The sequence below is a fragment of the Polaromonas sp. P4_F9 genome, from assembly GCF_056401235.1.
Genome location: NZ_JBFUJT010000055.1, coordinates 1 through 16,189 on the forward strand (window position 1 = coordinate 1; position 16,189 = coordinate 16,189).

General features: G+C 59.2%; 15 protein-coding genes and 3 pseudogenes. 13 read left to right on the top strand and 5 right to left on the bottom strand.

The genetic code is table 11. The features are described 5' to 3' along the window. Positions 1-5 precede the first annotated feature (5 nt). From AC1DUB_RS27270 to AC1DUB_RS27280, 3 genes and pseudogenes are all read left to right on the top strand, one after another. Positions 6-900 (top strand): annotated as a pseudogene (locus tag AC1DUB_RS27270) (LysR substrate-binding domain-containing protein). Positions 901-1,514: 614 nt separating this feature from the next. Continuing rightward, positions 1,515-1,985, top strand: a complete 471-nt coding sequence (locus AC1DUB_RS27275; protein ID WP_477732221.1) for a hypothetical protein — start codon at positions 1,515-1,517, stop codon at positions 1,983-1,985. 5 nt (positions 1,986-1,990) lie between these two features. Then, complete coding sequence (locus AC1DUB_RS27280) at positions 1,991-2,131, top strand: hypothetical protein (protein WP_477732222.1); 141 nt, start codon at positions 1,991-1,993, stop codon at positions 2,129-2,131. Positions 2,132-2,290: 159 nt separating this feature from the next. Here the strand turns inward: AC1DUB_RS27280 and AC1DUB_RS27285 are convergent, their stop codons facing one another. After that, complete coding sequence (locus AC1DUB_RS27285; RefSeq protein ID WP_477732223.1) at positions 2,291-3,691, bottom strand: aminotransferase-like domain-containing protein; 1,401 nt, start codon at positions 3,689-3,691, stop codon at positions 2,291-2,293. 154 nt (positions 3,692-3,845) lie between these two features. On the opposite strand from AC1DUB_RS27285, the gene AC1DUB_RS27290 reads away from it, so the two are divergent. The 7 genes and pseudogenes from AC1DUB_RS27290 to AC1DUB_RS27320 all read left to right on the top strand — a co-directional run bounded on the left by AC1DUB_RS27290 (position 3,846) and on the right by AC1DUB_RS27320 (position 11,026). Then, positions 3,846-4,718, top strand: a complete 873-nt coding sequence (locus AC1DUB_RS27290; protein WP_477732224.1) for a transporter substrate-binding domain-containing protein — start codon at positions 3,846-3,848, stop codon at positions 4,716-4,718. A gap of 77 nt (positions 4,719-4,795) precedes the next feature. Then, positions 4,796-5,548: an amino acid ABC transporter permease gene (locus AC1DUB_RS27295; protein WP_477732225.1), complete on the top strand. Its 753-nt coding sequence runs from the start codon at positions 4,796-4,798 to the stop codon at positions 5,546-5,548. Beyond that, positions 5,530-6,372 carry an amino acid ABC transporter permease gene (locus AC1DUB_RS27300; RefSeq protein ID WP_477732226.1) on the top strand — a complete coding sequence of 281 codons (843 nt, stop codon included), beginning with the start codon at positions 5,530-5,532 and terminating at the stop codon, positions 6,370-6,372. The genes AC1DUB_RS27295 and AC1DUB_RS27300 overlap by 19 nt, the downstream gene beginning before the upstream one ends. Next, a complete protein-coding gene (locus tag AC1DUB_RS27305; RefSeq protein WP_477732227.1) occupies positions 6,369-7,151 on the top strand; it encodes an amino acid ABC transporter ATP-binding protein in 783 nt (260 codons plus the stop codon). The genes AC1DUB_RS27300 and AC1DUB_RS27305 overlap by 4 nt, the downstream gene beginning before the upstream one ends. A gap of 78 nt (positions 7,152-7,229) precedes the next feature. Further along, on the top strand, positions 7,230-8,036 hold the full coding sequence (locus AC1DUB_RS27310) for an enoyl-CoA hydratase/isomerase family protein (RefSeq protein ID WP_477732228.1): 807 nt from the start codon (positions 7,230-7,232) through the stop codon (positions 8,034-8,036). 31 nt (positions 8,037-8,067) lie between these two features. Continuing rightward, positions 8,068-10,218, top strand: coding sequence for an acetate--CoA ligase family protein (locus tag AC1DUB_RS27315; protein ID WP_477732229.1), 2,151 nt, complete (start codon positions 8,068-8,070; stop codon positions 10,216-10,218). Further along, positions 10,211-11,026 (top strand): annotated as a pseudogene (locus tag AC1DUB_RS27320) (enoyl-CoA hydratase-related protein). Before AC1DUB_RS27315 ends, AC1DUB_RS27320 begins: the two are co-directional and overlap by 8 nt. Before the next feature lie 400 nt (positions 11,027-11,426). Here the strand turns inward: AC1DUB_RS27320 and AC1DUB_RS27325 are convergent. Continuing rightward, positions 11,427-11,999 (bottom strand): GrpB family protein, encoded by a 573-nt coding sequence (locus AC1DUB_RS27325; protein ID WP_477732230.1) that lies wholly within the window; start codon positions 11,997-11,999, stop codon positions 11,427-11,429. A gap of 237 nt (positions 12,000-12,236) precedes the next feature. On the opposite strand from AC1DUB_RS27325, the gene AC1DUB_RS27330 reads away from it, so the two are divergent. Both AC1DUB_RS27330 and AC1DUB_RS27335 read left to right on the top strand, forming a co-directional pair. Then, the gene (locus tag AC1DUB_RS27330; protein WP_477732231.1) at positions 12,237-12,815 is read left to right on the top strand and encodes a GNAT family N-acetyltransferase; all 579 of its coding nucleotides are present in this window, start codon (positions 12,237-12,239) and stop codon (positions 12,813-12,815) included. A gap of 417 nt (positions 12,816-13,232) precedes the next feature. Continuing rightward, a pseudogene (locus AC1DUB_RS27335) lies at positions 13,233-13,574 on the top strand (transposase); the annotation flags it as partial. 34 nt (positions 13,575-13,608) lie between these two features. On the opposite strand, the gene rraA reads toward AC1DUB_RS27335, so the two are convergent. Further along, positions 13,609-14,103 (bottom strand): ribonuclease E activity regulator RraA, encoded by a 495-nt coding sequence (gene rraA / locus AC1DUB_RS27340; RefSeq protein ID WP_477732232.1) that lies wholly within the window; start codon positions 14,101-14,103, stop codon positions 13,609-13,611. A 27-nt stretch (positions 14,104-14,130) separates the two neighbouring features. Beyond that, the gene (gene ald / locus AC1DUB_RS27345; protein WP_477732233.1) at positions 14,131-15,252 is read right to left on the bottom strand and encodes an alanine dehydrogenase; all 1,122 of its coding nucleotides are present in this window, start codon (positions 15,250-15,252) and stop codon (positions 14,131-14,133) included. Positions 15,253-15,397: 145 nt separating this feature from the next. Here ald and AC1DUB_RS27350 point away from each other — a divergent pair, with 145 nt between their 5' ends. Further along, positions 15,398-15,859: an Lrp/AsnC family transcriptional regulator gene (locus AC1DUB_RS27350; RefSeq protein WP_477732234.1), complete on the top strand. Its 462-nt coding sequence runs from the start codon at positions 15,398-15,400 to the stop codon at positions 15,857-15,859. A 39-nt stretch (positions 15,860-15,898) separates the two neighbouring features. Here the strand turns inward: AC1DUB_RS27350 and AC1DUB_RS27355 are convergent. Beyond that, the coding region (locus AC1DUB_RS27355) for a LysR substrate-binding domain-containing protein (RefSeq protein WP_477732235.1) at positions 15,899-16,189 on the bottom strand (291 nt) is incomplete at its 5' end.

A 16,189-nucleotide genomic window follows, 5' to 3' on the forward strand; every position in this document is an offset into this window, starting at 1 on the left:
AACCCTTGAGATTCGACCTTACGGACATGCGCCTGTTCGTTGCCGTCGCCGGAGAGCGGAACCTCACCCGCGCGGCTGCGCGTCAACACCTGTCACTGGCGGCGGCCAGTGCGCGCGTCAAGTCGCTCGAAGCACAGGCGGGTCTGCCGCTGCTTGTTCGCGAGGCGCGAGGCGTACAGCTAACGCCGCCGGGTCATGCCTTTCTGCACCACGCACGAGAGGTGCTGCACCAGACCGAACGGTTGCGGCGCGACTTGCATGAATACGGCAGTGGGTTGCGCGGCCATGTCCGCGTGTTTGCCAACACTACCGCGGTGACAGATTTCTTACCGGAGATCCTGCCCGCCTTCCTCGCCGCTAACGCGCGGGTGAACGTGGACTTGCAGGAGAGACCGAATGCAGAGATTGCGCGCGGGGTGCTCGACGGGCGAGCGGACATTGGAATCGGCGCAGGCTCGGTTGATCTGCTGGGACTGCAAGCCATACATTTCAGCACCGACCGCTTGGTGCTCGTCACAGGGCAGAAGCATCGCTTCGCGCGGCGCAAACGACTCGGATTCAATGAAACCCTTGATGAGGACTTCGTCGGCATGCAGCACGGCAGCACACTGCAAAGCTTCCTTGAGCAACAGGCCGAAAGGTTCGGAAAACCGATGAGGCTGCGTATCCAGCTGCGAAGCTTCGACGCCGTGTGCCTCATGGTGGGTGCCGGTGTGGGCGTATCCATCGTTCCGCTGAGCGCCGCACAACGGAACATGGAACATGCAAACGTCGCGCAGATCGAGTTGACAGACCCGTGGCGCGTGCGCGAGCGCTACATCCTCGTGCGCGACTACGAAGCCTTATCTTCCTTATACCCGCAACTTGGTCGAGCGCATCCGGGACCATCACCAAAATTAATCGCTACCAGAGCTCGGTGCCGTGGCGCGAGAGGCCTGGAAACAACCCGGTCGGCTGCATGAGTCTACGAATCCGATCAGCTTGATCTCCAGGGGAGAGAGGGACGGTTGGGCTTCCCCCGAAATAATGGACACTTTCTTAAACGCTGAAAAAGCGAGGAGAGTGAGAAATGGGAAACACCCGAAGAAAGTTTGGAGCCGAGTTCAAGCGCGAAGCTGTGCGGCATGCGCTGTAGAGCGTCCCGCTTTGTCTCAATGCTAATTGGTCATACCGGTTCGTGAGAACTTCAGTCGTTCCACTTCCGTAGGTGCCCTTCGCAGAATGCGTGGCATTGAGGAGCACGAACGGAGCCCACGAGCATGTCGACCATGCTGGTGGAGGAGTCGCCCTCTGAGCTGGAGGCCGCCGGCGGGCGGTGCGCGGCCGCGGATCGCTCACCTCGCATCGCTCGGCGCCCGTCGACGCGCTTGCGTTTTAGGTCGAGCGTTCGGATTTGGGTGACTTCATGCCGCAGAAGATGATGGGTATGACGAAATTGCATTGGCGACGTATTCGGGAAAACCCTTATCATTACCCACGCGTCGCAATGGCGCTGCTCTACAAAGGAGGAACTAATGAGCATCAGCTATGCCACCGTGAACCATTCGGGTCCCACCCCTGCCGCCCCCGGCGGCCAAAGGGTCTTCGGCGCCCGCCCACGAGTTACGCGCGCGTTCCATGCCGCCCGCGCGGGGTCGAGTTTACTGCTTGCCGCCGTGGTCGCGACGCTGCTGGTCATCGCAGAAAAGGTTGTGGACTCTTGGATCGAGGGCAACCTGCTGATCGCATGGATAGTACTGTGGGTTCTCGCTTTCGCCGCGCTCGCGCTGCTCGCCGCCCCGTCCAGGCGAGCGGCTGCTTCTCTGCGGGCCGCGTTCAAGTCACAGAACGAGCGGCGCACGCGGGCCGCGCAGGACGAGCAGTACTGGCAGGCGGCGCTGAGCGACCCGCGCATCATGGCGGACCTCAGGCGCGCCATGGGCGCATTGGCGCTCCCCGACACGCGCACCCACCCCGACTTGACGCAAGCTTTAAGCTCCAGGTAGCTCAAATGATCAAAATTCAAGGCTTGAGCATCAGCCAAGTCTGCAAAGACATGAAGCTTGGCAAAAGTGCCGTCAGGCGCTGGGTAAGTCAATTTGAAGCAGAACAGCAAGGCCAAAGCGGCACCGGCAGGCCGCTGATTTTGTGATAGCTCGAACACGACGTTGATCCGGTCCGTGCCGTGTCAGCCGCCGCGTCCACCAAGTGTTGCCGATTCGCACGCCCTCTCGGACCGCGAGAATGCGTCCAACGGCCAGGAACGACACGACACGTTCCCTCTCAGGACGCAGTCGACATCAAGCCAGCGCTATCGAAAATTAACTGGCGCCGGCCGAGGACCGGCGTCCAGCACTGATCGGATGGCTGTGAGGCCTTGCTCAAAGGCTTCGCTAGAGGGGGGTGAAGTCAGTGCGATGCGCACCGCATGTGGCGCGGGTGCTCGTCCGACCGCAAAGTGGTAAGCCTCAATCACCGTAACATTGAAATTACGAAGGTTGCCAGCAAAATCTGATGCACGCCAAGCATCGGGCAGCGGGGCCCATGCAAAAGGCGCTGGCGTGGCGTTGACGTTGACTAATTCCGGAATCACGGCAGCTGCCGTTTGCCAACGTCGATCGACCTCTGTGCGCTGCCAGCGACAGAGTTCGTCAGCCAGCCCGGCTTGAATCCACTGGCATACCACTTCTGCCTCCAATGACGGCCCGCTGATGTTCAAGCTGTGCCTTACGGACTCGAAGAGTTGCATCCGATCGCCCGGGACCTTCACGAACGCCACCCGCATCGCGGGAGAGGCCATCTTCGAAAAACTCGCCACATGGTACGTGCGCTCGGGCGCGAGAGTGACCAGAGCTGACGGCGCTCCCGGGTAGAGACGGTCGAACGCTGCATCTTCGATGATGCTCAAGTTCAACTCGCGAGCGACGTCGACGATCTGTTCACGCCGGTGTTGGCTCATACGCGCACCTGTGGGATTCTGGAGCGTTGGTGTCAGAAGCGCGATTTGGGCTCCTGATGAATGGGCGCGTTCACGCAGCTTCTCTGGAATCATGCCTTCCCGGTCGGTAGGCACAGTTACCAGGTTGATGTTCATGGCTGCGCAAAGGTGCTTGACGCCAAGATATGGGAGTTCTTCAACCAGTATCGAAGCGCCAGACCGCGCCAAAGCACTGAACAGAATCAGGAAGGCGCTTTGCCCACCGTCGCTGACGAAAACTTCAGCAGGGGAGGTGTCAATTCCCGCGCCGGTTAGCCACGCTGCCCCGATGGTGCGATGGGACATTTGGCCAAGTTCGGGTGAGTATCCCGAAAAGGATTTGCGCAGGAGGTCGCGTCCCAATACCGCGAAGGGGCGGCCGAAGCAGCGCTCTTGCAATGAGAGATCCGTCAGCGCAGCAGGAAACAATAAACCAAAGTCAATCCGATTGTCTGGTTGTCCGATCACCAGCGGCTTGGATGCTTTGCGTCCCTCTGGCCCCAAGACAACAGTGCCTGCTCCAACTCGGGCTGAGACAAGCCCCCATTCAGCAGCAAGGGAATAGGCTCGAGCCACTGTGCCCGGTGTCACGCCCAACCGCTCGGYCAGTGCGCGATGAGTCGGTAGATGGTCACCCGGGCGCAGTTCGCCCGACCGCATGGAATCACGAACGGATGCTGCGATGGCGCGGTAACGCAACTGCTCTGACGGATCGATATTGGGAATCCAGGTCATGTTCACCTCGATTGAAACGGTGTCAATAAACTAATTGACATCATATATTGAACCTATTCAAATAGCCATTCCGAATCGAACCTAGCGGTTCAAAAACTCGAGTTCGATCAGCGGAGTGATGAAAGTGCAACAAACATCAGTGATTGGAGACAAAGTGAAACTACATCTATTATTCAAGCTCTGTGTGGTGACCGCGTTGGCGGTTTCGGCTGTCGGTGCGATGGCGGCGGACAAGCTCAAGGAAATCCTGGATAAGGGTCAATTGACGGTAGGCGTCAAGAGCGACATTCCCCCATGGGGCATGCGCGAGCCGAGCGGAAGGATTGGCGGTTTCGAAATTGACGTGGTCGACGAGTTTGCTCGCCGGCTCTCCCAGAAGTACGGCAAGAAGATCAGCGTCAATTTGGTCCCGGTCGTCGCGTCCAATCGGATGGAGTTCCTGCAGCAGGGACGTACCGACATGATGATCGCGACGATGAGTGACAAGCCCGAGCGCCACAAGATCGTTGGCATCGTCTATCCCGGCTATTACGCATCGGGCGTCGCGGTCTACGCCTTCCCGAGCGCCCGCATCACCAGCTGGGCATCGATCAAGGACACGAAAATCTGCGCGATCCAGGGCGCCTGGTACAACAAAGACTACGGGGTCAAGAACGGCGCCGAAATCGTCGCGTTCAAGGGCGTGCCGGAGGTCGGCGCAGCGTTGCTCGACGGTCGCTGCTCGGGCTGGCTGTACGACACGGCTTTTGTTCCCAAGTGGGCCAGTGAGCCGGAAAAATGGAAGGATCTGACGATCGCGACACCTGTCGAAGAGGTGATTCCATGGGTCGCGTCGGTGCGAATCGAGGACAAGGACACGGCCTTCGGCAAAGAACTCAGCGACGCGCTCATCGACATGCACAAGAGCGGCTGGTTCATCGAGCGCGAGAAGAAATACAACGTCGAACCCTTAGCCTGGCTTGCAAAGATGGCCGAAGACTGTCGCAAGGCGGCTCCGTCCTGCGCAAGCAACGTCAAGGTTAAGTAAGCGCAGCGCCCGAAAGACCGCGCGGGCCGTACACAGGTTCAGCGCGATCTTTAAACATCCTTACCCGGAACCCTATCGTGACCGAGATTCTTGACCCTGTCTGGCACTGGTTTGAGTGGCTTCATGCTGCTCACGGCATCAATCTGACGATCGCGTATGACGCCATCGATCGGTCGCGATTCGCACACGGCCTGCTGACAACAATCACGCTTTCCGTGACGTGCATCGTGCTTAGCTTGCTCATCGGAGCTGTGGGCGCCTGGTTGCAACAGTCCAGACATCGCTTGCTGCGGGTACTGGTCGATGCCTACATCCAGTTCTTTCGCAACACCCCGCCGTTGATCCAGCTGTATTTCTTCTATTTCGCCGTCGATCCGACGGTGGCGAAGACGCTCGGTTTCCAGTCATTGCTCGACGGCTACGGCTGGGCGGTCGTGTCGCTTTCATTCTTCGCCGGCGCATTTAATGTCGAGATATTCCGCTCGGGCATCGCGGCCATCCCACCACAAACCATCGAGGCGGCAGAAGCCCTTGGTTATGACAGGCTGGGCGTTTATCGGCATGTCGTTCTGCCGCTGGCGTTTCGGGTATGTCTGCCCGCGTTGAACACCAATTTGATCAATCTTGTCAAAACGACCACTGTTGCCTATGCGATTGCGGTGCCCGAAACGTTGTACGTGGCGAACCAGATCTGGTCTGACAGCTACAACGTCATCGAAATGATGAACGTCGTATGGCTTGTCTACCTTGCCTTGGTCGGCGTTCTGGTCTGGTTCATGCACCGGCTCGAGAAGGCGATACGGATTCGCGGATGGGGGCAATCGTCATGATTCATCACGAAAAAGCAAGTCACGGCCTGGGGCTGCTACGCAGCGGCATATTGATGGTGGGTGCGATTCTGATGCCAGTGCTGGCTGTTGCAGCCAGCAGCGAACCGATAACGGATGCCGCGCGTGCCCTGATCCGTTGGACACCGCTGATGTTCTGGGGTGCACCGGGTGAATTCGGTGGCTTCGTCCTGAACGTGACCGTTGCCCTGCTTGCGATGGCGATCGGCACGGTCCTGGGAGTGTTCGTGGGCATTGGCCAGATTTCATTGGTTCGCCCATTGCGGCGGGCTTGCTGGACGTTGACACAGTTATTCAAGAACTCGCCGTGGCTGGTACTTCTCTTTTACGTGATGTTGCTCGTTCCCTATCAGGTCACCATCGGCATAGCGACTGTGCCGTTGCCCGGGTGGATCAAGGCATCCCTGGCGCTTTCGCTGCCGATCATGGCCAATATCGCGGAAGTCACGCGCGGCGCAATTCAATCGATCCCGACGGGTCAGTGGGAATCGGCTGAATCGTTGGCGTTCAGCCGCCGGCAGACACTGACCATGATCATTCTTCCGCAGTGCATCCGACGCATGCTGCCGCCGTGGATGAACTGGTTCGCCATTCTGATTATGTCGACCCCCCTCATGTCCGTACTGGGTGTCAACGACGCCATGCGTTTGACTCAGGACGCGATAGCCGCCATGGGCAGAAGCGACATGTTGATCCCCATGTACATCTGGCTGATGTCCTGGTTCTTCATATTCTCGTTTCCCATCGCAATGTTTACCCGTCATCTGGAGCGCCGTCACGCGGCGGGCCTAAAGGAACCATCATGATTGCCTTATCCGATTTGGAAGCCCGGCCGGGCTTGGTACAAGCTCCCAAGAATGTTGTCGTTTCGTTGCGGGACGTTTGGAAGTCCTTTCGCGAGGTGGAGGTACTCAAGGGAATCTCGCTGGATGTGCAACACGGCGACGTGGTCTGCATCATCGGGCCCTCGGGATCCGGCAAATCCACATTGATTCGCTGCATCAATGGCCTCACCCCGGTGAACAGGGGTTCGGTGAAGGTCAAGGGCATAGAGGTCAACGATCCCGCACTTGACAAGCGCGAGTTGCGCAGGCATGTGGGCATGGTGTTCCAGCAGTACAACCTCTTTCCCCACAAGACGGTGCTCGAGAACGTGATGATGGCACCTGTCCATGTGCTCAAAGAGGATCGGGCAGAGGTCGAAGAGCGTGCCCGGGCATTGATCCGGAAGGTCCGCCTGGAAGGCAAGGAGCGCAGCTATCCCGGCGAGCTATCCGGCGGACAGCAGCAGCGGGTCGCTATCGCCAGGTCACTGGCGATGCGCCCGGACGTCATGCTCTTTGACGAGGTCACTGCGGCGCTGGATCCAGAGACGGTGAAGGAAGTGTTGCTGACGATCCGCGCCCTGGCCGAGGACGGCATGACATGCGTGTTAGTGACGCACGAAATGGGTTTCGCTCGCGAGGTTGGCAGTCACGTGTACTTCACCGACAAAGGGGTCATCGTGGAGCACGGGCCGGCGAAAACATTTTTCAGCGAAGCCACTCATCCACGCGCCCGTGAATTCCTGAGCCAAGTGCTCTAGCAACTGTCCCGCGCCGCCCTGCGGCCCTGGGGACAGATCCTTTGTGCCGAATTTCCCAACAACCAAACAGTGCAAATCATGGAACCTAATTTACCCAGCGCGAGCTATGAAACCGTCCTCTACAGCGTCGAAGAGGGCGTTGCCGAGGTTCGGTTCAACCGGCCGCATCGCCTGAACGCAGTCGTGGAGACTTTCTACGACGAGGTGCTTCACGCTCTGCGCCGCGCCGAGGCGGATTGCGCAGTCAGAACCATCGTCCTGACGGGAGAGGGTCGCGCTTTCTGCGTCGGCGCGGACATGAAAGAGCACGGCCGAAACGAACGGACAGCATGGGAGCGCCGCAGCTATCTGCTGCGCGGCAACGATGTCTGCCGCGCCATCCACCGCAATCGAAAGCCCGTCGTGGCTGCAGTCAACGGCTACGCTCTGGGCGCTGGCGCCGAGATGGCCATATCGGCGGACTTCATGGTGATGCGTGACGACGCCCAGATAGGCTTGCCGGAAGTAAGCATCGGAACCCATGTGGGAGGCGCAGTCACGTCGATCTTGCCGCGGTTGGTAGGGCTGACAAAGGCGAGGGAATTGATCTTCCTGGGAACCCGAGTCGACGGTGTCGAGGCAAAGCGAATCGGATTGGCCTGGGCGAGCGCACCCGCAGAAAGCTTCGACGCGGCTGTCCGTGCATTGACGTCCGCGCTGGCGGATAAAGCTCCCGTATCGATGTCCTTTGCAAAGGAACATCTCAACGTGGGCAACACGCGGGACTATGAAACCCTCCTTTCGACCGAGATCGAGGCGTGTTTTGCGTGCACCTTGACAAATGACTGGCAGGAAGGTGTCGAAGCCTTCGCGCAAAAGCGAAAGCCGGTTTTCACCGGGCGCTAAGAGCCCATTCCACCAATTCTGATTCACACACATGACAAGCAAACTCAGCGCCGTTCTTTCGCCCCGCACCATCGCCGTGATTGGCGCTTCCAAAGACCCCACCAAGCGAGGCTACCAGGCCATCGCGCGCCTGCAACTTGATGGCTTTGACGGGCGAGTCTACCCCGTCAACCCGCGCGAGTCCGAAATACTCGGTTTGCAAGCCTATGCCTCTGTCGGCGCGCTTCCTGAGGATATTGACCTGGCGCTCATTTGCACGCCGGCCTCGGTGCTTTCCAAGGTGCTCGCCGACTGCGCCCGAAAGAATGCGAAGGGCGCGATCGTGCTTGCCGCTGGTTTCGGCGAAACCGGGGAGGCTGGCCGCTTGCTGGAGCGAGACGCTATGGATGTTGCGCATGCGAGCGGAATTCGAGTCGTCGGTCCCAACACCAACGGCGTTTTCAACATGCACCGGAAGATGAATCTGGTCGGGGTTTCTGACGCCGAGCCAGGCTCGATCGGCATTGTCTCGCAATCGGGCAACGTCATGCTGGGCTTGGTCGCTGAAGCGAAACAGAAAGGCACGGTCGGTTTCAGCACCTACATCGGGGTTGGCAATCAGGCCGATCTCCAGTTTCACGAGTATCTGGAACATTTCGGCGAGGACCCGGACACGGCGGTGCCTGTGTTCTATGTGGAGGGATTCAAGGCAGCTCGCGCGTTTCTGGATACCGCAGCCCAGGTCACGCAACGAAAACCGGTGGTGGTCTACAAATCAGCCCGTACTGAATCGGGCAAGCGGTCGGCTGCCTCGCACACCGGATCGCTGGCGAGCGGGTACGGCCTTACGCGTGACCTGCTACGCCAGGCCGGCGTGACCGTCGTGCGGGATTCCGACAAGATTCTTTCCGTCGCCGACGCATTGGCGCGGCTGCCGCTGCCCAAGGGCACCCGCGTTGGCATACTCGCCGACAGCGGGGGCCACGGAACGATCATGGCCGACGCGCTGGACGACGCCGGCGTTGAGCTGGCGCAACTTTCACCCCGAACTGTCGCTGCACTGCGGGCCGTGCTTCCGCCGGCGGCGTCGATTGGAAATCCTGTGGATGTCGCCGGCGGCACTGACAGCGATCCCGGCGTGTTTGCTCAATGTGCCAAGCTCATGCTCGATGATGAGGACGTATCCGTGCTGATCATTGCCGGCATGTTCGGGGGCTATGCCGCGCGATTTTCGGAGACGTTTCGCGATGTTGAAATTCAGACGTCGCACGCGATCGCCAGTCTGGCCCGCGAGAGCGGAAAGCCAATTCTCGTTGAAAGCGTGTATGCGCCGCTCAAGCCAGAGCCGCTCATGGTGCTTCGCGACAGCCAGATTCCTGTGTTCGTCTGGGCGGAAACGGCGGCTACGTGCGTTGCCGAATTGATCCGTTATGCCGGAGCACGGGAGCGACTGGGTCACCGAGTACCTGAGTCCCCGAAAGAGCCGGAGTTGGATGCGCGAAACATCATTACCCAGGCCCGAAAGGACGGGCGGAATGCGCTGCTGGAGACCGAGGCGCGTGACTTGCTCAGGTCCTGCGGAATCGCCATTCCTGCCCATCTGCTGCTGCGCACGCCCAATGACAGCGACACGGTCTTGTCCGCCTTCGGGGATGCGCCACTTGCATTGAAAATTGTGTCTCGTGACGTCCTGCACAAGTCCGACGCCGGCGGCGTGGCGTTGCGCGTCCGAGGCGAAGCGGCAGTGCGTGCTGCTCACGAAGCCATCCTGGCACGGGTGCTTGCCCATGACAGGGATGCACGGATCGAAGGCGTGATGGCAGTGCCGATGGCCCCGTCAGGCATCGAAGTCATCCTGGGCGTGGTGCGTGACGAAGTATTCGGGCCGGTATTGATGTTCGGCTTGGGCGGCATATTCGTGGAAGTGCTTCGGGACGTTTCGTTCCGTGCGATTCCGCTCAGCCGCGATGACGCTGTTGAAATGATCGATCAGATCAGCGGCCACGCGATCTTTGATGGCGTGCGAGGCATGAAAGCGGTTGACCGACGAAGCCTGGTCGACCTGATGCTAAGTCTATCCGGGCTTGTCCAACGCCATCCCGATATCCAGGAGCTTGATCTCAACCCGGTCTTGCTGCATGAAACTGGACTCACTGTTGTCGATGCGCGCGTCATTCTCACCTCGGAGTCTAACCATGGCTGAGATTCCGCATCTCATCGATTCTCGCGTCGAGTTGGACGATGGTGTCGCCATTCTGCATTTCGATCGGGATGATGTACGCAACGCATTGACCGGAACAGCATTGATCGACGACATTGTGCGGACGGTGCATTGGGCCAATGCCTCGGCCGATGTTTCGGTGCTGCTGATGACTGGAACGGGCATGGCATTTTCGGCCGGCGGGAATATCAAGGACATGCAGGCGCGTCGCGGGGACTTCGCAGGCGATGTCGCCGATGTCTAGCGTCATTACCGGCAAGGCATTCAGCGTATCCCACTGGCGCTTCAGGCTGCCGAGGTTCCAGTGATCGCGGCCGTCAATGGCCCTGCAATTGGTGCGGGCTGTGACTTGGCCTGTATGTGTGATCTTCGGATAGGCTCGTCATCCGCAACCTTCGGCGAGACGTTCCTTAATCTGGGGATTATTCCGGGCGACGGAGGTGCATGGTTCCTTCAGAGGTTGATAGGTTATCAGCGTGCCGCCGAAATTACCTTTACGGGACGGATGATCGACGCGGTCCAGGCGCATTCCATGGGCTTGTTGCTCGATGTCACCACGCCCGACGAGTTGATGTTGCGCGCTGTGGAACTCGCTCGATCAATATCCCGCCAGCCGCCTCAGGCGCTTCGCTACACCAAGCGCCTTCTGAAGATGGCGCAACGTATGGAACTTGGAGACTTCCTCCAAGTGTGTGCGACGTTTCAAGGAATCTGTCACAACACAGAGGACCATCTCGAAGCCGTGTCAGCGTTCTTAGAGCGACGACGGCCCGAATTCTCCGGCATGTAGAGCGACAGCTAACGGTCGTTGCTTGCTGCTGAATGCTGAATGGCCGTGCGAGTGTCCAGCTTGGAAGAAGACGCGGCAAATTCGATCGGATGCGATTGATTGCGAAAAGCGATCCGCCTGATCACGTCATCGAACGAGTCGAAAAATACACAGCAAGGTTATCAAGCACGATGCGGGACACTGGAGATGCATATTTCGGTCCGACTTGGATAGCCAGTTCGGAACGAGGTGGATAGGCGGATCGGCCAAATTGGAAGTTTCTTCAGCGACATGGACGCTCGCTTGGAGTCCCAGTCAGGCAGTTCTTGCGAGTCGAAGTTGGCAGTTGCAGCTAAATGAAAGGTCTGAAAAACTCGCGTGTGCTCAGACGGCACGCGCATACAAGTTGCTCAGAGCTTCCCTATCGAGGTACCTCGATATTCGGTGGTCGCCATCCTGTGCAGGCCGCCCATCGCTCCGCTGCGAAGTAGATCAGGTCAACGGCAGGGTCTTTGACGTCGGGGTATGCAGCGGCGTCGGCTAAAGCAGCTGCAAGGCGGCGCTTAAGTTCCCCGTAAGCGTCAGCGGTCGATGGATTTGCTCGCAGAAAGTCTCGGAAGAGAAGCGCGTATCGTTGGTTGGGCCGGTCTACCTGCCGCACATGGATGTGAGTTCGACGCGTTCCCGTCGGCTGCAAGTAGAAGAGCTTCGCCCAGTCATCGGCGGAGTCCACGCAACCCGGGGGAACGTGATCGGTCTTGACGTCGGGATGTTTCAGGAAGCCAGCCTTAAGCATTCGATCATCAATGTTTGGCTCAAGTCTTCGAACCGTAACCCGCACATCAATGATGTCTTTCGCGCAGAGCATGGGAACGGCGGTCGAGCCGACGTGATCGACCCGCAGGGCCGCGTCGCCAAGGACGTTGCGCAACCGAGCTGATATTTGCTCAAACTCTGCAACCCAAATGGGACGGTATTCAAGGATCTCGATCATGAGGTAAGGATTATGGCCGCACCTTGGGGATACTCTCGCCTTCATCTGGATACGGTGCACCTGGTGCACCACACGATCCAGTACCGCGTCGGCGATCGTGGGGTCCGGCTGTACAGCCTACGGGCATTTTTGTTCTTGTTCTTTATGGCCGGGTGCTTGCAGAAACGAGCGATTAACTACACGATGCAGCTTCCCGACGTTCTCCAGCTGAAGTAAGCGCAGAAACGGCGCGACCTTTTGCCGAAAATCCTCTCTTGTTTAGGAAACCATCCAATCATCCTGATGAAGCTCTCGCCTGATTTTGAGTTCAGGGCCGCCCGCCGTGAGGACGCAGAGGCGGCATTCGATGTCACGAAGCGCGCGATCGCCGGGCTCGCGCGAGGATCCTGTTCGCCAAGGCAAATCGACGGCTGGATGGGCGAACGCACGCCCTCGTTCTATGAGGAGCTCATTGCCAAGGGACGAACGACCGTATGTCTTCGTGACGGCGCCGTCGTTGGATTTGTTGACGCCGAGCCCGGCGAACTCACACGCCTGTTCATATTGCCTGAAGTCGCAGGGATCGGATTGGGGCGCCGACTCCTCGAGATCGGCATCGATCGGGCACGGCCAGCGCATGGCGGCTCGATAAAGGTCGAGGCGACGATCAACGCAGAAGCCTTCTACCGAAAGCACGGCTTCGTGAGCCGCGCCAGAGGCCATTTTTCTTATGGTCTGGGCGGCGAGCCGATCGAGATCGTACACATGGAATTGCAGTTGCCAGCGACATCGCTCGGCGAGGGTGGTCGACGACCGTCGACGCCGAAGCAAGGCTGATTCACGGTGAATCGCGGCTTTCCCGATGAACCCGTACCGCTACTGACACTGCGAGAAGCCCGGCAACGAGAGCCCGCGCCTCTGGCGTCACGGCTTATTTGCGGCCTGGCTTGAGCGCGACGACCTTACCGCGGGTTGCGCTGGCCAGCTGCTCGCGCAAGGCCGCGCCTTGCGTACGCGGAGTACCTGTATGCATTCCAGGACCATCGGCCGAAATGGCCCAGCGCACGATTCTGCTCACGCCCGTGACGTTGCAAGCCGAGGCCTGGTTGCAAGCGTTGGCCGAAAAGGGCACATGGGTCGGCGCGCGACCAGGAACAGGACCCAAGCGACGCCGTGACAGGCCAAGTTATCCACAACCATCGACCCAAACTTAATTATCCACGGTAAAAAGAAGACGGGAGCCAGGCTCAGGAGGACAAGCTCATCGAATTCCTGCAAGCACTGATCGAGGATGCGGGCAAAAAGGTATTTTTGATTCTGGACAACTTGCGGGGTCATCACAGCAAAATCGTCAAGGCGTGAGTAGCCGAGCACAAGCAGGAAATCGAGCTGTTTTACCTGCCAAGTTACAGCCCTGAACTCAATCCAGAGGAACGCCTCAATGCAGATCTGAAGCAGGAGATAGGCAAACGCGTACCGGTGCGCAGCAAAGCCAAATTACGCGATGCTGCCAATGAGCACATGACGTTGCTCAAGCGCACGCCTGAGCGAGTTATCGCCTACTTTCAGGATCAACGTGTCCGCTATGCCGCTTCATATCATCGGGCCGGATCAATAGCACCCCTTTGGCCTAGGCAATTAAGTCCATCTCGGTCACTCCTGACGGCAGAACGAGAACGCCATCATCATCCGCCACCAGCCGGGCAGACGGGTTAAAGGTAACGCCGCCAAAGCGCAGCGGCACGTCCACCTCGCCGCCGCGGGTCGTATCTGCGCGGCGCGGGACGGTGCCAAGGGCTTTCACCCCAATGTCCATTGCTTCCAGTTCACTGCGGTCGCGGACGTAGCCGTTCACCACCACACCTTCCCAGCCATTACGACTGACGATCGCTCCCATGACGTCGCCGAACAGGGCACGCCACGGGAGGCTAGCCCCATCGATCACTAGCACTTGCCCAGAGCCCGGCTGGTCAATGAATCCACGTAGGCTGGCTAAACCGTCAACGCACCTGACGGTTCGGATCCGGCCGGAAAACTTCCGCTTCCTGCCGAAGCCCATAAAATTCAGCTCGCAAACCTGCGCCTCGGCGCAAGCATCCGAAAGGTCGGTGGTCTTCCAGTCCATGGGCGAAGTTTCGGCGATGGGGCGCTGCTATTTGCCCTCGAGCAGCGTCTCCGGCGCGACATATGGATATCCAAGGTCACGCGCAACCGCGTCATAGGTGACATGGCCTTGGCAGACATTTAGGCCGCGGCGCAGGTGCACATCGTTCTTCAGCGCGGTCTTCCAGCCCTTGTCTGCCAAGGCGATGGCGTGGCCGATCGTCGCGTTGTTCAGCGCGAACGTCGACGTGCGCGCCACTGCGCCGGGCATGTTCGCAACGCAGTAGTGCACGACGCCATCGACCACGTACGTGGGTTCGGCGTGCGTGGTTGCGTGCGAGGTTTCGAAGCAGCCGCCTTGGTCGATCGCAACGTCCACCATGACCGCGCCCGTCTTCATGCGCGAGACTTGTTCGTGCGTAACCAGCTTCGGCGCGGCCGCGCCCGGCACCAACACGCCGCCGACCACAAGGTCCGCATCGAGTACGGCTTCCTCGATGCTCTGGGCGTTCGAATACACCGTGTTGATGCGGCTGCCGAAGACCAGGTCAAGATGGCGCAGGCGATCGACGCTTTTGTCCAGCACGGTTACCCGGGCACCCATGCCGACTGCCATCTGTAAAGCGTTCGTTCCCACCACGCCGGCACCGATCACGGCGACGTGGCCGGGAGCGACACCCGGAACACCGCCGAGCAGCACACCGCGGCCGCCGTGCGTGATCTCGAGGTAATGTGCACCAGCTTGCACAGCCATGCGGCCGGCGACCTCACTCATCGGCGCGAGCAGCGGAAGCCCGCCGCCGGGGCCCGTGATGGTTTCATAGGCAATGCACACGGCGCCGGAATCGATCAGAGCCTTCGTTTGCTCGGGGTCCGGCGCCAAATGCAAGTAGGTGTAGAGGAGCTGTCCCGGGCGCAGCATGCGGCATTCCGTCGGCTGGGGTTCCTTGACCTTAATGATCATTTCCGCACGCGAGAAAATCTTGGAAGCCTGAGTCTCAATCTGCGCTCCCGCCCCTTGGTACTGCTCATCCGTGAGCCCGATCGCCGCGCCGGCGCCGGCCTGCACGATGACTTCGTGACCGCGCGCCGTCAGTTCCCTTACGCTCGCGGGGGTGAGGCCGACTCGATACTCGTGGTTCTTGATTTCCTTCGGTACGCCGATGCGCATGCTGTGCTCCTGTTTCGTTGAAAGTTACGATATTCTCTGGCAGAATTAGGCTCTGCGTGCAGCGAAACACCGCTGCAAGACTCAGTTATGATGCGTTCCACTGCCATTGACGCAGTTTTTAGGCAAAGTTATGGATTTAGATTGGATGGATGCCCGCCTTCTGGTGGAAGTTCAGCGAAACAACAGGGCTTCCAGCGATGCGTTGGGGGAAGTAGTGGGCCTTTCCGCGACGGCCGTGCAGCGACGATTGAAGAGGCTGCGCGAGGACGGAGTCATCGAATCGGACGTGGCGGTCGTCAATCCCAAGGCGGTCGGCCAGAACGTATCGATGGTCGTGTTCATCGGGCTCGAGCGCGACCGGTCGGACATCATCGACAATTTCAAGCAAACGATCCGCGCGACGCCCCAGGTCATGTCTGGGTATTACGTGACAGGGGACGCCGACTTCGTATTGATCGTCACCACCGAAGACATGGAGCAGTATGAGTCGTTCACGCGCCAAATTTTCATTGGCAATCAGGACATCAAGTGGTTCAAGACGATGGTGGTGATGGACCGGGTAAAGGCAAGCTTCGCGCTGCCCATCGACGCAGAACGGTTCAAGTAGCCGAATGGATCGCGCCACGGCACCGAGCTCTGGTAGCGATTAATTTTGGTGATGGTCCCGGATGCGCTCGACCAAGTTGCGGGTATAGGAAGATAAGGCTTCGTAGTCGCGCACGAGGATGTAGCGCTCGCGCACGCGCCACGGGTCTGTCAACTCGATCTGCGCGACGTTTGCATGTTCCATGTTCCGTTGTGCGGCGCTCAGCGGAACGATGGATACGCCCACACCGGCACCCACCATGAGGCACACGGCGTCGAAGCTTCGCAGCTGGATACGCAGCCTCATCGGTTTTCCGAACCTTTCGGCCTGTTGCTCAAGGAAGCTTTGCAG